Below are 16338 nucleotides of genomic sequence, written 5' to 3'. Positions count from 1 at the left end.
GCGAGGCCCCAAATAGCGAGGGGGCGTTCATCTCAGAAGGGTCGGTGCCGACCAGCTCGAGGGCGAAAGGCCGTCAGGAGCGTGCTGCGGTCTGGTTCGGGAACGGGTCATGCACGGCAGCGTAGAGAAGCCCACTGACAGGGGGCTCCCGATTTGCATGGTCACCGGGTCGGTTGTCGGAGGGTCTCGACGAGGTCGATGATGTCGGTGCTGCCGGGCCGTTCATCGTCGAGGATGAGTTCGCCCAAGCCGACCTTCTGCTGGATCTTTTTCATCCAGCTGGGCGCCCACCAACAGACGTCACCAAGCAGTTTCATCGTCGCCGGCACAACAAGCATGCGCAGCACGGTGGCGTCGATGAGCAGCGCGGCGATCATGCCGTATGCGATGTACTGCATCAACACCAGATCCGAGAAGGCGAATGCGCCGGTAACGACGAGCAGGATCAGCGCGGCGGCGGTGATGATGCGACCGGTATGCGCTGTCCCGATGCGGACCGCATCGGTGGTGGAGGCCCCCATCGCGCGTGCTTCGACCATCCGCGAGAGCAGGAAAACCTCGTAGTCGGTGGACAGGCCATAGATGAGGGCGATGATCAACACCAGCACGTTCGCCTGGATGGGCTGTGGGGTGAAGTTCATCAGCCCGGCGCCGTGACCGTCGATAAAGATCCAGGTCAGGATGCCCAGGGTCGAGCCGAGCCCGAGCGCACTCGTTATCGCTGCCTTGATCGGCAGGATCAGCGAGCCGAAGGTCAGGAACATCAACAGTGTCGTGACGAGCAGGACCAGCCCGATCATCAGCGGCACCCGGCTCTCCAGTGCGTCGAGACTGTCTTTCTGGACAGCGGGCACCCCGCCGACGAACATACTCACCCCCTCGGGGGTCCGGATCGACCGCAGGTAATCGATAGTGGTACCGGCCCGGCTGGAGTCTGTCAGTAGTGCCTTGGTCCGGTAGATGGTCGGCCGTGTGGTGGATCGCTGTGGCACGTCGAAATTCCCGGATAGTCCCGGCGCGTCGTTCGCCTGCTTCCAGACGGCACCGACAGCAGTGCTGTCGGCGGAGACGAAGACCAGTTCGATCGGGTCGGACCTGCGAACGGGGAACAACCTGTCGATCTGCTCCTGCGCAAGGCGAGTTTTGTTGTCCGGGGGCAGGTATCGCTCGCTGTATCCGCCGAAGGCAAGATTATGCACGGGCAGTATCAACAGCAGAAGAAGAGTACACAAAGTACCGCCGACCTTCAGAGGATGCCGCATCACCCAACGCGCGGTCCTGCCCCAAAAGCTTTCCTCGACCTCCTCCGAGGTCCTGGTTCTGCGCAACCCCTTGAAGCCCAACATGTCCACCCGCGAGCCGAGGACGGCCAGCATCGCGGGCAAGATCGTGACCGCAGTCAGCGCCGCCAGTGACACGGCAGAAATAGCTCCGTAGGCAATCGATTTGAGGAACCCCTGGGGGAAGATCAACATGCCACCGGCACTCGCGATGATCATCGTCGCGGAAAACACCACCGTGCGCCCGGCGGTCATTACCGTGCGCCGTACCGCCGCCGGGGTGTCGTAACCCTCGGCGAGCTCCTCCCGGAAGCGACTGACCACGAACAGGCCGTAGTCGATGGCCAAACCCAGGCCGATCATCGAAATAACCGGTGCGACAAACGAATTGACCTCGGTATAGTTGGTCACGAACCGGATGATCCCGTTCGCCCCGATCATCGTCAGCCCGCCCACGATCAAGGGCAACGCAGCCGCGACCAAGCCGCCGAAGACGACAAACAGCAGTACTGCCACCATGGGGAAAGCGAGGACCTCCATTCGCCGGATGTCGTCGGCCATGGTGTCGTTGAGCGTGCCTGCCACCGGTCTCAACCCACCTACCTGAACAACCACACCGGGGATATCGAAGGCGTCCTTGACCTCGCGGTAGTTGCGGAGCATGTCGTTGTCGTTGTCACCGCGGATGGCGATCGTCGCCACGGCATATTTCTTGTCGGGTGTGGCGAATTGCGGTCCGCTGGCTCTGCCGGTTTCGGTACGCCAATAGGCGCCGTTTATTCCAGTGATCTGTCCGGGGTGTCGGCGCGGCAGGCCGTTGAGATGGTCGATGATCGTGCGACTGAACTCGGGATCGTCGACGGTCGTTCCGGGCGGCGCGGTGTAGAGCGCGACCACGTCGACATCGTGGTTCTGCGCGAACGCCGCACCGATCAGTTGCGCGGCGCGTGTGGAGTCCGACCCGGGATCGTCGAGGCCCCCGGAACTGAGACGATCCCCCAGACCGAGGCCGTACGCACCAAGCGCAAGCAATCCGGCTATGACAGTACCGAGCACAGCGAACCGTAACCGGTACACCAGGTTGCCCCAGCACGCGAACACGATGCGACCCCGTTCCGTTTGCTCAGCGAGTAGGTCGAGAAGTGGCCCGAGGGTCGTGCCAGAGGCCGAGGTCGAAGTACAGCGTGGTCATCGAGTCCCACGCGACAGACCAGTGTTGCTTCGGCCCTTGACATTTCCAGACGGCGACCATGCGGTCGATGCCGGGGATACCTATGGGGTCGTCGACTTGCGCCACACGCTCCACCCGGTCGAAACGGGTTCGCAAGTCGGGCTCGGCGGTGCCCAACCCGACGTAGATCACCGACGTCGCCGAGTCCGGCGGCGGGCCGAAGAATCCGAAGCCACGGCTCGGACTGTAGGTGGCGGGCAGGTCGTACTGCCCGCCGAACTCCTCGATAGCTCCTGCCTGCCAATATCCTTGGGCAACGATGACGGCGTGTGCCTTTTCCGCAGGCGTCAGGGTGTCGTAGCCGATGTCGACGGCGGAAACCAAGCGCGTCCAATTGGTGGTTCCCCAAAACGCCGACCGGAAGCCGAGATCGATGGCGTTCTCGGGTGGAGTGCGCCAGCTGGATGGCAGCGGCAGGACGGTGAGCGAGGCGATGAACGTCAGCACCGTAGTCACGACGATCGGAATCATCGCCAGGTTCATCCACCGTTTCCGGTCGTACTGCCACAGAGCGAGGGCGCCGAGGGCGAACATGGCCGGAAAGAAGCCCGTGGGATAGTAAGGCCGACCGTGAGTGATTATGACAAACGTGGTCATGATCACCAGCGCGACCGCGATGAAGCGATACGGGCGTAGCGACTCCTGCTTGAATACACCCCAGAATCCGACTGCGATCAGCAATGAGCCGAGTAAGCCTGCCAAACCGAGCCACTGCGGAAGGAAACCGATCGGACCGTAGCCCGTGGCGTCCTGCTCCGCACCGATGATTGTGCCCATGGCCAGCTGGGGCCAATTGTGTCGGGACTGCCAGTAGAGAATCGGGATCAGCGACGAGGCGAGGATCCCGGTCGACACCCACAGCGCGGGGCGACGCAGTATTTCCCGTGGACCGCACAGGATGACGGCCAGGCCGAGGCACGCCCAGACCAGCGGGATCATCCATTTCACCTGCATATCCAGGGCGGCAACCAGTCCCGCGATGACGATCAGCCGGTCCTGACGAGTACGAACCCAACGGACGAACAGCCACGCGATCACCGCCGTGAGCGTTGCGTCGAAGGAGAACGTGCTCAACGCGACCTGAGTGGCCAGCAGGTAGGACGTCGCGTAGGTGCCCGCCGCGAGGAGCTGTACGCGGCGGCTGCCCCGGAGTTCGTAGGCGATCAGCGCCGCCACCACGATCGCACCCACGCCCATCACGACGGCCGGGAACCGCAGTGCCGTTATCGATCCCGGTGCGAGCAGGTCCGCGATCCGGGCGAACAGCGGCACCACCACGCCCTGGTCCGCGTAGGTATAGTCGAGTCGTCGTCCGGCGGAAAGGAAATAGAGTTCGTCGCCGTAGAAATCGTAGCGCCCCGCCGTGACCGTCAGCGCTATCACGGAAATCAAAGCCATTAGTGCTACACCACGAAAAGCAAACTGCGGATGAATATCCGAAATAGCTTTTAGATCGGTCCGCACCGCAACGACCGCTGTCATGAACTGCCCCCAAAAACTTTCCGACAGACGCGCTCGATGCCACCGCACGGCTTCAGCACGTCTGCTCGCTGATGAACCGATTCCCCCCGGGCAGCTAACTTAGGTGCGCGGGCCGTCGCGGTCATGCTCGGATTGTGTAACTCGGTGAAATGCTAGCTTTGCATCGCTAGAACCTGCAAATGCACTGGGAGACAACGTGATAGCCGATTGCTGTGAATCCGGGCAACCGGTCGACAATTGGTCGGCGCGACTGATGTGAATGACCCGGTTTGCGAATTGCGGAAGATCCCCGTTACTTGACGGTAATAATTCACCTGCCGTTCTACGGCGGGATGTGATGGACTCGACTCCAGCCCAGCGGTGTTAGGCGTACGAAGATACCTGTGCCGCAAAAACTTTGGGGCAGCTACCGTTCGCCGAACCCGTGGCACCCTGCCACCGAGCGGATTCGAATGACGAAACCCGGTCCGTGTGGACCGGGCCTTCGGTCGCGACCGTGGTAGTGAGGCGTGCTCACAACTTGCTGGGGAAGCCGAGAGCCGACTGCGCGGGCCATCCGAACTCGTGCGCATCACGCTCGGATAGCCCAGATCATCCATCTCAACCTGGTGACCGGCCTTCAATAATCAGCATCGAGGCCAACGCACACGGCGACAGTACGCCAGATCGCTCCCGGTGGGTATCGGTCCCGCTTCGCGGGTGTGCCGGCATTTTCAGGGGAGCGATGAATTATTCCGTCCGGGTCGGTCTGTATCGGTGAGAATCCGGATCGGGTGGGTAGGGAGAACGGCTAGCGACCCGATCCGTGGCGGTGCGATCGCACCGTGCCGGACTGGAAGGGTGACCATGGAGATCGCAGTATCGAAGGACGGTACGAGGCTGGCGTACGACGTTGTCGGTGCCGGGCCCGCGCTCGTATATATCACCGGAGCGACATGCTTCCGAAAGTTCCGCCCGATCCTCGGTGATGTCAAAGTGTTCGGCACGAAATTCTCCGTCTACAACTACGACCGCCGTGGCCGCGGCGACAGCGGCGACACCGCGCCGTACGCGGTGGAGCGGGAGCTCGAGGACATCGAGGCGATCATCGACGCTGCCGGCGGAAAAGCCCACCTGTACGGGCATTCGTCGGGAGCGGTGCTGGCGCTGGAGGCCGCGCTGCGGATGCCGGACAAGGTGGATCGAGTGGTGATTTACGACGCGCCGTATGTGCACGACGAGACCGAACGCCGTTCCTATCGCGAACTGGCCGAAAAGGTCGCCGGCTTGCTCTCGGACGAGCAGAACGGCCGCGCGCTGAAGGTGTTCCTGCGTGGTATCGGGATGCCCGCGCCGTTCGTGGCGCTGCTGCCCGCTTTTCCCGGCTGGAAATCCATGAAGGCGCTCGCGCCGACCCTCAGGTACGACATCGGGCTCACCGAGGAGGTACCGCCGCTCGACCGGCTGGCGAAGATCGATGTGCCCGTCTGTATTTCGGTCGGTGCGAAGAATCCGGTGGGTCTGCATCACGTGGCCGAGCAGTTGGCGAAAACCATCCCGCATTCGACGCACCGGGTGATCGACGGGCAGGACCATATGGTGAGCGCCAAGGTGCTGTTGCCGGTGCTCGAGGAGCACTTGACCGCGCGATGAGCGGCTGATGCCCGGGCGAGGCCACCATTCGTGAGGGTTCGAAAACTGCCGCGAATGGTGGCCGCTTGGTGTCGTAGTGGTACTTCAGATCTCAGGGGATCCGCTTCTTCGATCACGGGCCGGACGCTGACGACCCGTACCGACAGGAGCTTTGCGTGATGAAGGGCGATCAGGAGAGGAAGGGCTCGGTCCAGCTGGTGAACCGCTGCCCCAGCTCCGCCTGCGCCGCCGCGAGGACGGCCGCGGGATCCTCCGCCACCGTCAGGCCGAAGTTCTCGTCGAGCCAGGCGACGTACTCGTCGTGGCCGTCGCTGTACGGCTCGTCCTCCTCGCGATAGAAGTAGGCATCATCCCAATCGACGTTGATCTCCGAGTCGAAGCCGAGGAGTTGGAACAGCTCCCGTACATGTCGGGCGACGACGTGCTGGCCACCTTCGTCTCCGAAGACAACCACGGGCAGGGTCGCCGGATCGGTCCGGTCATCGAACCGCCACAGCGCGTAGAACGAACCGGAGCCGTTGGCCTGCGCGAAGGGGATCAGCCGGTCGGTGAACTCCGGGTCCTTCGACCAGCCCGCCACCAGGCCGGAGATATCCCCATAGTCCGTCAGCCCGAACCCCTCGGCGTAATTCTCGAAGCCGAGCCTGTCCTGTAACTCGTTCAGCAGGTTGAGCTCCGCGACAGGTGAGTACGTACTGTTCATTTGCGTCTCCATGCAGGCACACGAGAAATCGTGTTGGTCAGTTGTGTTGTAGCCGCCCGGATTTCGATGGTTCGAGAATCGACAGCGGGCCGTACCGGGAGATCGTAAGCTTCGTCGCTCGGCAGTAGGTGCTCGACGGCCACGAACCTCCTCGAAGGGCCGCCATCCGGTCGGCATGTCGAAGGAGCAGGAACAGGTGGCGGCGAATCGCCTACCACGCCACCAGAAGTCGCCAATTCATGGGAGCGGATCGCACCGCCGTCCCAAGGATACGTCGGGGCACAACGGAGAACGATGGAACCGGCGTCGTCTCGACCTCGCGGGACCGCTTCGCTTACCCGGCCGAATCCCGCCGAGCGACTCCGGCTTCGGGCCGCACAGCGTTCGTCGCAGTGGCGTCCCTGCCGCGCCCGCGGAACAACGCCACGGCCCGGCGGCGCATACCGCGTTCGGCCGCCGGAGATCCACCCGGACGGTTCGGCGGCAAGGGTGCGGCCACAACGACATCCGCGGGCGCCGGATCCTGTACGCGAGTGGCGGTCGCCTCGATCCATTCCGTCGCGCTCGCGACACCGTGGCGCGACCGTGCGTCACCGCGGACCGCACGCTCGCAGCGGCGGGCCAGATCACGCCGGTCGAGTCCCGGATGCTCCAGTGGTTCCAGCACCACCTCGGCAACCATGCCGCGGGAACGCAGCACCCGTTTGGCGGAGGTGACGAAGGTGTCCTCGCCGACGAAACCGGGGACGGTGCACTGGGTGTCGTCGTGATCCAGGTACCGCAGTCGCACCGGCTGCACGTACGTTCCGGCATCGACGGCGGCCTGGAACAGCGCGGGCCGCATGCCGCCGTAGGCGCGGCCACACCAGGTGGTGCCCTCCGGGAAAACCGCCATCCGGTGGCCCGCCGCCAGGCGCTCGGCCAATTCGGCCACCACGCCGGGCAGCGCCCGCAACCGTTCGCGTTCGATCGGAATGACCCGCATCAGCTTCGCCAGCCCACCGAGCAGTGGCCAATCGACCATATCCGCGCGCGCCACGAAGCCCAGCGGCTGCACGGCGGCCAGCACGACCACATCGGTCCAGCCGATATGCCCGGTGACGACCAGAACTCCGGTGTGCGGCGGTGCGAAGCGAACCGCTTCTTCTCGCTCATCGGCGCCCCGGTCGTCGCGCCGCAGTGCGGCGCCGATCCGAGTGACGAGGTCGGTGCTCACCGGCTCGCTGACCGACCGCGCCGCGACCCGGTTGTCGACCACGCGCAACCGCATGCCGAGACATTCGAGCAGCGCGTGTGCGTAGCGTCGTTGCAGTTGTTCGCGCCGACCGCGCGGGGTTGCCACGTTCAGCAGCGGAAAGCTGACCAGCAGCCCCGCCACCCCGAGGACACGGGCTAGCACCCGTGCCGTGCCGACCTCAGCGATCGACCCGATACAGCCGGGCCCGCAAGGGCTCGACGGCATCCACGCGTGCACGGCCTGTGCGGGCGGCGCGTCGAACACCATGGTCCTCACCGTCCCCCGTCGAGAGTCGCTGCCGCGTCCTGTAGTCGGTTGAGGTAGCGGGTGTTGACGGTGTCGAGGCCGAGCAGCGCGACGAAATCGGCGACCGCGAAGTCGGGATCGTGTGCGGGCTCGCCGCAGATCTCGGCGCCGAGGCGCAGGTAGCCGCGCAACAGCGGCGGCAGCTTCGGCCGCGAGGGCGGGGTCAGCTCGTCCAAGGTCTTGCCGTCGACGACCACCGGGTTGTACGGGTGCACCCGTCGTTCGGGATCGGAGCCGTGCCGCGCGAGCAGCATGTCGCGCACACCGCGCACATTCACACCGGCCGGGTCGGTCGGGGCATCCTGCATCGGCACCGAGACGCAGCCCATCACCCACTCGTATCCGGTGAGCTGGATGTAGTGCAGAATGCCCGCCCACATCAGCGTCAGCACCGAACCATTGCGGTGATCCGGCACCACGCAGGCGCGGCCCATCTCGACGATCCGCTGACCCTCCGGATCCAGTTGGGCCAGATCGAATTCGGTGGCCGTGTAGTAGCCGCCCGCGGCGTGCACCTTATCCGGCGGCAGCATGCGGTAGCAGCCGACGAACTGTTCGGCGACGTCGTCGCGAACCAGCAGGTGGTCGCAGTGCTCGTCGAATCGGTCGGCGTCGAGACCGGATTCGTTATCGGGGACCTGGAAGCCGGGCTCGTTGGCGAAGACGCCGTAGCGCAGCCGCTGCGCGGCCTCGCGGTGCTCGGCGTCGGAGGAGACGACCAGCGAGTACCGTGACCGTTCCACCCCTGAGTCCGTCGGCCGATCCGGGGCTGTCAACACGGACGAAATAGTCATAACCGTGATGAAGCCAGTCCGAGACAGCGGTGGAGCAACCTCGAAGTGTCGCCTCGATGCCGGTTCGGTGAACGAGATGATGATCACACCGACCGTTCACCAGACCGTCGCACCGCGTTTGCGCCGACGCGTCGCAACCGCGTCTTTTCCCTGCTCGGACACCATTTCGTCACTGCACACCGACGTCCGGTGGTCTCGCAGAAAGGAATCGCGCTGATGCCCGAGAGCATCAGCGCGATGACGGAGACGTTCGGCTCAGGCCGCCAGTCGATCCGGCCCGGCGGCTTTCACCGGCTCGCGTTCCACCTCGTCGAATCCGGGCCGCCCGGTGCCGATGAAGGCGATCAGCCACGAGGCCACCGCCGCGAAGCGGTTGCGGAACCCGACCAGATAGAACAGGTGCACCGCGAGCCATATGAACCAGGCGATCACGCCGCGGAAGGTGATGTGCTCATTGAGCTTCGTCACCGCGCTGAACCGGCTGATAACCGCCATGCTGCCCTTGTCCCAATAGGTGAAGGGGGTGCCGGGCAGCTTCTTGCGCCGGATGATGTCGGCGGCGTGCCTGCCCTCCTGCATGGCCACCGGCGACTGACCGGGGTAGCCGTTGAGCGAGGTCATATCACCGATCGCGTAGACGTCGGCATATCCGCCGACGGTCAGGTCCGGGTTGATCAAAAGCCTTCCGGCCCGATCGGTTTCGCAACCGGTGGCGGCGGCGAGGATCTTCGCGAAACCACCCGCCTGCACACCGGCCGACCAGACCACGGTCTCGGCCGCGATGCGGCGCTCCACGCCGTCCTTGTCCTTGACGGTCACCTTGCCCGGCTCGATATCGATAACGAAGGTGTCGACCAGCACCTCGACGCCTCCCTTGGTGAGCGACCGCTTCGCGTACTCCGACAGCCCACCGCCGAAGGGCGGCAACACCTCGCCCGCTCCCTCCACCAGCGTGACCGAAACCTCTTGGTGGTAATGCCGTTTCGCCAGTTCCTTCAGCTGACCCGCGACCTCGACGCCGGTCGCGCCCGCGCCGACCACCACGAAGCTGAGCAGCCTGCGCTTGCTCTCCTCGTCCGAGACGGCGGCCTCGGCGAAGACCCGCTCGATCTGGGCGCGCAGCGTCTTGGCGTCGTCAATGGTCTTGAGCGCGAACGTCTTCTCCGCGAAATCGTCGCGACCGAAGTACGACTGCGAGGCGCCGGCGGCGGCGATCAGCGAGCCGTAGCGGATCTGGGTCCGCGTGCCGTCGTGTTCATAGGTGAGTACCGCGGCGTCGGGGTCGATATCGACTACCCTGCCGAGACGGACATCGGCATCCCGGTTCTTGCGCAAGATCGACTTGATCGGGGGCGCGATTTCCTCCGATGCCAGCACACCCGTCGCGACCTGATAGAGCAACGGCTGGAACAGATGCTCCGGCGTGCTCGAGATGAGCACGAAGTTGATTCCCGACTTTGCCAGTTGCTTGGCTGCGGCCAGCCCCCCGAATCCCGATCCGACGATGACCACATCTGCGTGTTCCATGACAGCCTCCTTCTCTCATTACCAACCGTCATTCGGAACGCAGATATTTCAGGTGTTCAGGCGCATAATAGATATGACTCTTATCTGGATCATTCATGAATGGGAGCTTGTTGTGGAGCTTCGCCAGCTGGCATACTTCGTCGCGGTCTGCGAGGAACTGAGCTTCAGCAAGGCCGCCACCCGCTGCTTCATCTCGCAGTCGGCGATCAGTCATCAGATCGCCCGACTCGAACGCGACCTCGGCGTCCCGCTGTTCGAGCGTTCGACCAGGGCCGTTGTTCCGACCGACGCGACCATGAGGCTACTTCCCCTGGCTAAACAGATGCTCAGCCTGGAATCCGCCATCCGCGCCACGGTGCGCACCACCGGGCACCGAATCCGGTTGGCCGCCAATATGTCCTTTGCCTCCCGCTCGCTCTCCGCGATCGCCGCGGCCCGCGCAGCGCACCCGGACGCCGAAATCGAGTTCGTGATCAAACCTTTCCGTCAGCGCATCACCGCGGTGGCCGACGGCGACTGCGATCTGGCGTTGATCCGGGGCAGCGTCGATCAACCCGGACTCACCGTCGAACAGTTGTGGATCGAGGATCTGGTGATCGCCACGACGAGCGGACATCCGCTCGCGACCCGCGAGTCGGTGACACTGGCGGAGCTGAGCCCGTATCCCCTGCTGCTACCGCCCGAGCAGGAACAGGTGTTGCTGCACACCGTCATTCGCACCGCATTCGCCGATCTGCCGACCGGACCGACCTTCGGACCACCGATCCCGCCCGACCACACCGCCACCATGGAACTGATCAACCGGCCCGACGCCTGGACCGTCCTCTATGCCGACAGCCCCACCGAAGGTTTGGTGGTGCTGCAACTCACCGAGCACCGCCTGCGCATCCCGGTGTCAGCGGTGGTGCGTGGGGATTCTCGCCGATCCCCCATTCTGGCAACCCTGCTCAGCACCCTGCACCGCAGTTAACCGCGCTCCTTCGCGATTGCTTCGCGCACGGCCGGGGCGATCTCCGAGCCCCAGCGTCCGAGGGCGTCGATGTCCTGCGCGCCGCCATCGGGTGAGAAGAGGGTGAAGCCCGAGGCACCGTAATCCAGTACCGCACCGGTCAATTCCTCGACCCACTGGTCGACAGAACCGCCGATCCAGCGGCCGTCGGCGTCCCGCGTGGCGGCCAGCGGACGGTCGGTGATGCGACCCGGGAAATTGAAGATCGTGCGGACCTCGCGAGGATCGCGACCCACGGCCGCCGCCGCGTCGTCGATGATCGGCCGCGACGTCCGGTAGCGCTCGCTGCGCCAGTCCGCCGCGTGGCCCGGGATCCAGCCGTCGGCCACCCGACCGGTCGCGGCCAGGGATTTCGGGCCGACCGATCCGGTCCACACGGGTGGCGCGGCCACTGGAGCCGGCTCGATCCCGTCCACCCGGTAGTAGCGGCCATGGAAGGTGACCCGCGGTCCGCCGCCCGACAGCATTTTCACCAGAACGATCGCCTCCTCGAAGGCGTCGACGGCGGCGGCCGGTGACAGTGGCGACACCCCCATGGCGGCGATCCGATCCCACAACCCACCCGCGCCCATGCCGAGTACGACGCGACCGCCGGACAGCGCCGACAGCGAGGTCACCGTCCGCGCCAGCATGGGAGCGGGCCGGGTCGGCAGGTTGGTGACATTGGCGAAGCCCGAAATGTGCTGGGTACGACCGAGAATGAAGCCGAGGGCCGCGTAGGCGTCCAAGCGCTGGCCGAGGTAGGGATGGTCCGACAGCGAGAAGATGTCGAGACCGTCGCGGTCGGCCTGCTGGGCCATGCGCAGCAGCTCCGGCCCGTGATCGATATCGCTGTGCGCGCCGAATCCGAAGACAACTTCCGATGTGGACAATGTGCGGCCTTTCCTTCGAGTGGAATCTGTTACTTGGGCCGGGATCACCAGGCGTACGCCTCGGGCGCGGGCTTGGCCCCGTTCGGCGCGGGCGGCGGGAAGAGTTCGTCCAGCCGGGCCAGCGTGTCGTCGCCGAGCGTGATCGCGAGCGCGCGCAGCGAGCCGTCGAGTTGCTCGACCGTCCGTGGCCCGATAATCGGCCCGGTCACGCCCTCCTGCGCGAGCAGCCACGCCAGTCCGACGTGGGCCGGATCCTCGCCGAGATCGGCACACAACTTCTCATAGGCCGCAATGGTTTCCCGGCGCCGGTCGAGCGTGTCTGCCGAGCGTCCCGAGTCGCCGCGGGAGGCGCCGCCCGCACCCTGCTTACGCAGGACGCCGCTCAGAACTCCGCCGTGCAGCGGCGACCAGGGGATCACGCCCAGCCCGTAGTGCCGGGCGGCGGGCAGCACTTCCAGTTCGATCCAGCGATTCAGCAGGTTGTAGATCGATTGTTCGGTGACCAGCCCGAGGAAGTGCCGCGCTCGCGCGGCTTCCTGCGCCTGCGCGATATGCCAGCCGGCGAAGTTGGACGAGCCGAAATAAAGCACCTTCCCCTGCTGACGAAGGACACCGAATGCCTCCCAGATCTCCTCCCACGGCGTATTCCGGTCGATGTGGTGCATCTGGTACAGGTCGATGTAGTCGGTCCGCAGTCGCCGTAGCGACGCATCGCAGGCGCGACGAATATGCAACGCGGACAGGCGATTTTCGTTGGGCCAGTCGCCCGTCGGGAGATAGAGCTTGGTGGCCAGCACGGTCTTCTCGCGCTTGCGGCCCCCGGTGGCGAACCAGCGGCCGATGATGTTCTCGGTGACACCCTCGCCCGGCTTCGCACCGTATACGTCGGCCGTGTCGAAGAAGTTGATGCCGTGCTCGTGCGCACGGTCCATGATCGCGTGACTATCCCCTTCGGAGGTTTCCGGACCGAAGTTCATGGTGCCGAGTACCAGCCGGGAGACGGACAGGCCGCTACGGCCGAGGTGGGTGTACTCCATGCTTGCAAACCCTTCAGGCGGTGCCGACGAGTAATTGAGTTCGTGGCACGAACTATATTAGTTCGTGCCACGAACTGCAAATCTCGGGGCCGACCTGCGACAGCGCGCTCTCAGCGTTTCCGATCGACGGGCGCACCCTCATCGGGCTCCATGAAGACCGCGGGAACCTTGTTGTCCAGCACGACGCGGCCGAGTAGATCGGCGAGCGCGTCACGTTCCGCGGCGGCGAGTCCCGACGTCAGATTCTCGATCCGCAGGCAGGTCTCGGCATAGAACTCCTCCGCGATCTCGCGGCCCCGCCGAGTGAGCGCCACCCGCACGGCACGCGAGTCCTGCGGGTCCGGTTTGCGCTGGACCAGGCCGTTTCGCTCGGTGCGATCCACCAGGCCGGTCAGGCTCGACTTGGCCAATCGGAGTATCGCGCCCAGTTCGCTCATGCCATACGACTGCGCCATCAGCACGCACAGCAACTGGCCCTGCTGCTGGGTGATGCCGTACTCCTGTGCGGATTCGGCGTATACCGCATTCACCAGGAAGGTGGACCGCACCAACCCGGCCACCACCCCGATCTGGCCATCTTCATGCTTACCCACTCGGCCAGGGTAACATTCGATACTTCCGATAATTCGCGGGACGAACTACCCGAAGCAACACCCGAGATCTATTGTGTTACCGCCGCGCGCAACCGGGCGGCCTCGCGCTCGGCATCCGCATTCAACTCCAGCCCGCGTGAACCCGCGAGCTTCTGGGTCAGATGCTCGGCCACCGTGATCGGCGGGTAGTGCGCGGGGCGATCCGCGGTGACGCAGCCCGGCAGTGTCTCGATGACCGCGTCGAAGTTGCCGTCGTGGAAGTACGCGGCCGACCGGCGGCGGTACAGGCTGCCCTGCGCGTCGACAGGTGGGAGAACCCGGTGCAGGGTCGAGATCCAGCGGTCATTGGTCCAGCGCGCCAGCAGATCACCGAGATTGACGAGCAGCGCGCCCGGCACCGGAATCACGTCGTGCCAGACACCGTCGGTATCCAGAATCTGCAAGCCGCGCACCGCATCCGCCCACAGAATGGTGACGATGCCGTAGTCGGTATGCGCGCCCATACCGAGCTGACCGGATTCGATCGCCGCATCCGCCGGCGGCAGCTGATAGTTGTTCATCCGGAGCACATCTATGGTGTGGCCCTCGAACGGGGTGAAGTACTCCTCCGGCAGGCCGAGCGCGACCGCGAAGATGCGGGTCATCGTGCGGGCGACGGCACCGGCATGGGTGAACCAGGCCGAGATCTGCGCCCGCACCGGATCCTGACCTTCCGGCCACAGGTTCGCCGGGTAATACTGCTGCGGCAGTACGACTTCCGGGAAATCGGTGGCCTGGGTCCCGATATTGAAGGCCTCGAAGAGATCGTCGGGTGAGTAGACGCCGAGGCTGTGACTGAGCCGCTCGGTCCTTGGCGCGGTATAGCCGCGGTTGACGCCCGGCGCCGCGGGGACGCACGCCAGCTTCCGCTCCATCGGCAGGCCGAAGAAGGCATCGCTGGCCGCTGCCAAACCGGTCCGGACCGACTCCGGTATTCCGTGCCCGACGATCTGCATGAAACCGACCTCGGTGGCCGCGCGGTCGACCGCGGCGGCGACCCGGGCCCGGTCCGCGGCGTCGCCGTCACGGAATGCCGAGATGTCGATGACCGGAACCTCGAGGATGCCGTCGACGGCGTGCGCTGAACTCATGACGGTAGCTCCCTTTACGCGAGCGGGCCGTGGCCCCGAACGGGTCGCATATCCGAGATCAATGCTACGTATCGAACGCGCCATCGCGACGCCGCGCGGACGTCACCCGCCCCTGCCGCAGCTCACAAGTCGATGTCAGATTGTGCGGTCCAGGAAGCTCGGGGCAACACCGATCGTTCCGGTTAGCCGCCAAGCGCCGCGTTCGAATATCAGATCCCCGGATACGACAATTGGTTGCTTACCTCGGTGCGCGCGGATCGCCCAGTCGTAGTCGCTGCCAGCTAGCGGAATATGTACTTTTCGTGGACGTCCGTCCACATGCGTAGACAACACGGTGCTGGTAGCTTCCTGGTCCTCGTCGCCGAGGTCGTCCCGATTGAGCGTGCGCACCGTTCCAAGCAGGGTCACATGGCGCGGTGGCTCCTCTCGCCGGACCAAACGCTCCCGTACCCGGGGCAAACCTGCCATCGCATCGCGATCGACGACGATTCGTGAGATGTCCACGCGAGGCGGCGGCTCGGCGGCGGCCCAATCGAACGATAGATCTAGTGCACGCAACGCTTCCGGCTGAGTCAGATCCAGCACGGACTCCACCAAACTGGCGCTCAGACCCAACTGCCCGGCGCGGTCGAGCGCACGCTCGTCCCAATTGAGTGCTAGCTGCCGGGTCGACTGCAGACCCGTTGCCAGCGTTGTCATTACCTTGCGCGAAAAAGGCACCGCCGCCGATCCGTCCCCATGTGGCAGCGGGGCATCTCCAAGCCGGGTAACGACAGTGAATACGAAGCTGCCGTGGCTTTATCATCCTCGATCTCACCCAGGTTGGCTGCACGCTCCCAGTACATGCGACTCGAACTGGTCAGACCCTCTTCAGAAAGGTCGAGTAGCTGGTCAGGGTTCTCAGGTATGAGCAGCACGCCGAGTACCGCAGGGGTGAACCGCTGGGGGCTCACCAACTCGAGGAACCGGTCACGCTCCAGCGGCCATGCCAGGTGGCTGGTACTCAGCAGTCGGTGTTGTGTCGTGCACTTGAGCTGCATTTCGAATTCTGGGCAGTAGTACTTCGCGTACTCCGTCGACGCCACGATCGTGATGTCGACTCCGTCGTAGTCCGTCTCGTGGCTCTTGATCGAGCAACCGGCCGCGGCGGCGATCAGCGCACAAAGCAAGGCTGAACTGTTCCTGTCGAGCGGTGATCGGTAGGCCGCCATCCCGAGTCATCGGAGCCGACTCCATTCGAAAGCTGCCGCTGTCTTCGACTTCGGTCACGCAACCCCTCCCATTGCCCCAGAACCCGCAACACGTCAGCGCCCGCATCACACTAGCTCAGTATCGCTGTCGGCCCTGCCATTTGGATGCGGAGAAGGCCTTCCGAGCAAACTCGACCTCGCCTTACAAACGGACGTCCTTCCCCCACCCGTGGCACCCGGAGACAGTCGATCACCTACTAACGAAGGGTGGCCCCGACTGCTTCCAGTCGGGGCCACCGTGCCCGTACCCGGAAA

At 64.7% G+C, this 16338-nt stretch carries 13 protein-coding genes and 1 pseudogene; 2 read left to right on the top strand and 12 right to left on the bottom strand.

Annotated elements, in window-relative coordinates:
• Window positions 1-27: 27 nt before the first annotated feature.
• A pseudogene (locus AB0H61_RS36275) lies at window positions 28-2381 on the bottom strand (MMPL family transporter).
• A gap of 22 nt (window positions 2382-2403) precedes the next feature.
• On the bottom strand, window positions 2404-3993 hold the full coding sequence (locus AB0H61_RS36270) for a glycosyltransferase family 39 protein (protein ID WP_357312704.1): 1590 nt from the start codon (window positions 3991-3993) through the stop codon (window positions 2404-2406).
• A gap of 846 nt (window positions 3994-4839) precedes the next feature.
• Between AB0H61_RS36270 and AB0H61_RS36265 the strand changes: the two genes are divergently transcribed.
• Window positions 4840-5625 (top strand): alpha/beta hydrolase, encoded by a 786-nt coding sequence (locus AB0H61_RS36265; protein WP_357312702.1) that lies wholly within the window; start codon window positions 4840-4842, stop codon window positions 5623-5625.
• Window positions 5626-5794: 169 nt separating this feature from the next.
• Here AB0H61_RS36265 and AB0H61_RS36260 read toward each other — a convergent pair whose 3' ends face one another.
• The 4 genes from AB0H61_RS36260 to AB0H61_RS36245 all read right to left on the bottom strand — a co-directional run bounded on the left by AB0H61_RS36260 (window position 5795) and on the right by AB0H61_RS36245 (window position 10192).
• On the bottom strand, window positions 5795-6328 hold the full coding sequence (locus AB0H61_RS36260; RefSeq protein WP_357312700.1) for a hypothetical protein: 534 nt from the start codon (window positions 6326-6328) through the stop codon (window positions 5795-5797).
• 334 nt (window positions 6329-6662) lie between these two features.
• Complete coding sequence (locus AB0H61_RS36255) at window positions 6663-7832, bottom strand: lysophospholipid acyltransferase family protein (protein WP_357312698.1); 1170 nt, start codon at window positions 7830-7832, stop codon at window positions 6663-6665.
• A 5-nt stretch (window positions 7833-7837) separates the two neighbouring features.
• A complete protein-coding gene (locus AB0H61_RS36250) occupies window positions 7838-8665 on the bottom strand; it encodes a GNAT family N-acyltransferase (protein ID WP_357312695.1) in 828 nt (275 codons plus the stop codon).
• A 255-nt stretch (window positions 8666-8920) separates the two neighbouring features.
• Window positions 8921-10192, bottom strand: coding sequence for an NAD(P)/FAD-dependent oxidoreductase (locus AB0H61_RS36245; RefSeq protein ID WP_357312693.1), 1272 nt, complete (start codon window positions 10190-10192; stop codon window positions 8921-8923).
• Between the two features lie 112 nt (window positions 10193-10304).
• Between AB0H61_RS36245 and AB0H61_RS36240 the strand changes: the two genes are divergently transcribed.
• Entirely contained in the window at window positions 10305-11162 is an 858-nt protein-coding gene (locus tag AB0H61_RS36240; RefSeq protein WP_357312736.1) for a LysR family transcriptional regulator, read from the top strand.
• Here AB0H61_RS36240 and AB0H61_RS36235 read toward each other — a convergent pair.
• The 6 genes from AB0H61_RS36235 to AB0H61_RS36210 form a co-directional block, all read right to left on the bottom strand.
• A complete protein-coding gene (locus AB0H61_RS36235) occupies window positions 11159-12073 on the bottom strand; it encodes an LLM class flavin-dependent oxidoreductase (RefSeq protein WP_357312690.1) in 915 nt (304 codons plus the stop codon). The two genes, AB0H61_RS36240 and AB0H61_RS36235, sit on opposite strands and share 4 nt — an antisense overlap.
• Window positions 12074-12117: 44 nt before the next feature.
• Complete coding sequence (locus tag AB0H61_RS36230; RefSeq protein WP_357312689.1) at window positions 12118-13110, bottom strand: aldo/keto reductase; 993 nt, start codon at window positions 13108-13110, stop codon at window positions 12118-12120.
• A 110-nt stretch (window positions 13111-13220) separates the two neighbouring features.
• On the bottom strand, window positions 13221-13703 hold the full coding sequence (locus tag AB0H61_RS36225) for a MarR family transcriptional regulator (protein ID WP_357312686.1): 483 nt from the start codon (window positions 13701-13703) through the stop codon (window positions 13221-13223).
• A gap of 68 nt (window positions 13704-13771) precedes the next feature.
• Window positions 13772-14833 carry a 2-oxoglutarate and iron-dependent oxygenase domain-containing protein gene (locus tag AB0H61_RS36220; RefSeq protein ID WP_357312684.1) on the bottom strand — a complete coding sequence of 354 codons (1062 nt, stop codon included), beginning with the start codon at window positions 14831-14833 and terminating at the stop codon, window positions 13772-13774.
• 135 nt (window positions 14834-14968) lie between these two features.
• Window positions 14969-15553, bottom strand: coding sequence for a hypothetical protein (locus AB0H61_RS36215; RefSeq protein WP_357312681.1), 585 nt, complete (start codon window positions 15551-15553; stop codon window positions 14969-14971).
• Window positions 15532-16044: a DUF4365 domain-containing protein gene (locus tag AB0H61_RS36210; protein ID WP_357312678.1), complete on the bottom strand. Its 513-nt coding sequence runs from the start codon at window positions 16042-16044 to the stop codon at window positions 15532-15534. The genes AB0H61_RS36215 and AB0H61_RS36210 overlap by 22 nt, the downstream gene beginning before the upstream one ends.
• Window positions 16045-16338: the final 294 nt, after the last annotated feature.

Origin of the sequence: Nocardia sp. NPDC050710 (genome assembly GCF_040654375.1) — a bacterium.
Classification (GTDB): domain Bacteria; phylum Actinomycetota; class Actinomycetes; order Mycobacteriales; family Mycobacteriaceae; genus Nocardia.
This window is presented reverse-complemented; position numbering and strand designations above follow the sequence as displayed.

Coding starts and splice junctions, on each gene's coding strand:
- AB0H61_RS36270 (WP_357312704.1), bottom strand. CDS start 3,993: ATGACAGCGGTCGTTGCGGTGCGGACCGATCTAAAAGCTATTTCGGAT.
- AB0H61_RS36220 (WP_357312684.1), bottom strand. CDS start 14,833: ATGAGTTCAGCGCACGCCGTCGACGGCATCCTCGAGGTTCCGGTCATC.
- AB0H61_RS36250 (WP_357312695.1), bottom strand. CDS start 8,665: ATGACTATTTCGTCCGTGTTGACAGCCCCGGATCGGCCGACGGACTCA.
- AB0H61_RS36245 (WP_357312693.1), bottom strand. CDS start 10,192: ATGGAACACGCAGATGTGGTCATCGTCGGATCGGGATTCGGGGGGCTG.
- AB0H61_RS36260 (WP_357312700.1), bottom strand. CDS start 6,328: ATGAACAGTACGTACTCACCTGTCGCGGAGCTCAACCTGCTGAACGAG.
- AB0H61_RS36255 (WP_357312698.1), bottom strand. CDS start 7,832: ATGGTGTTCGACGCGCCGCCCGCACAGGCCGTGCACGCGTGGATGCCG.
- AB0H61_RS36230 (WP_357312689.1), bottom strand. CDS start 13,110: ATGGAGTACACCCACCTCGGCCGTAGCGGCCTGTCCGTCTCCCGGCTG.
- AB0H61_RS36210 (WP_357312678.1), bottom strand. CDS start 16,044: ATGGCGGCCTACCGATCACCGCTCGACAGGAACAGTTCAGCCTTGCTT.
- AB0H61_RS36265 (WP_357312702.1), top strand. CDS start 4,840: ATGGAGATCGCAGTATCGAAGGACGGTACGAGGCTGGCGTACGACGTT.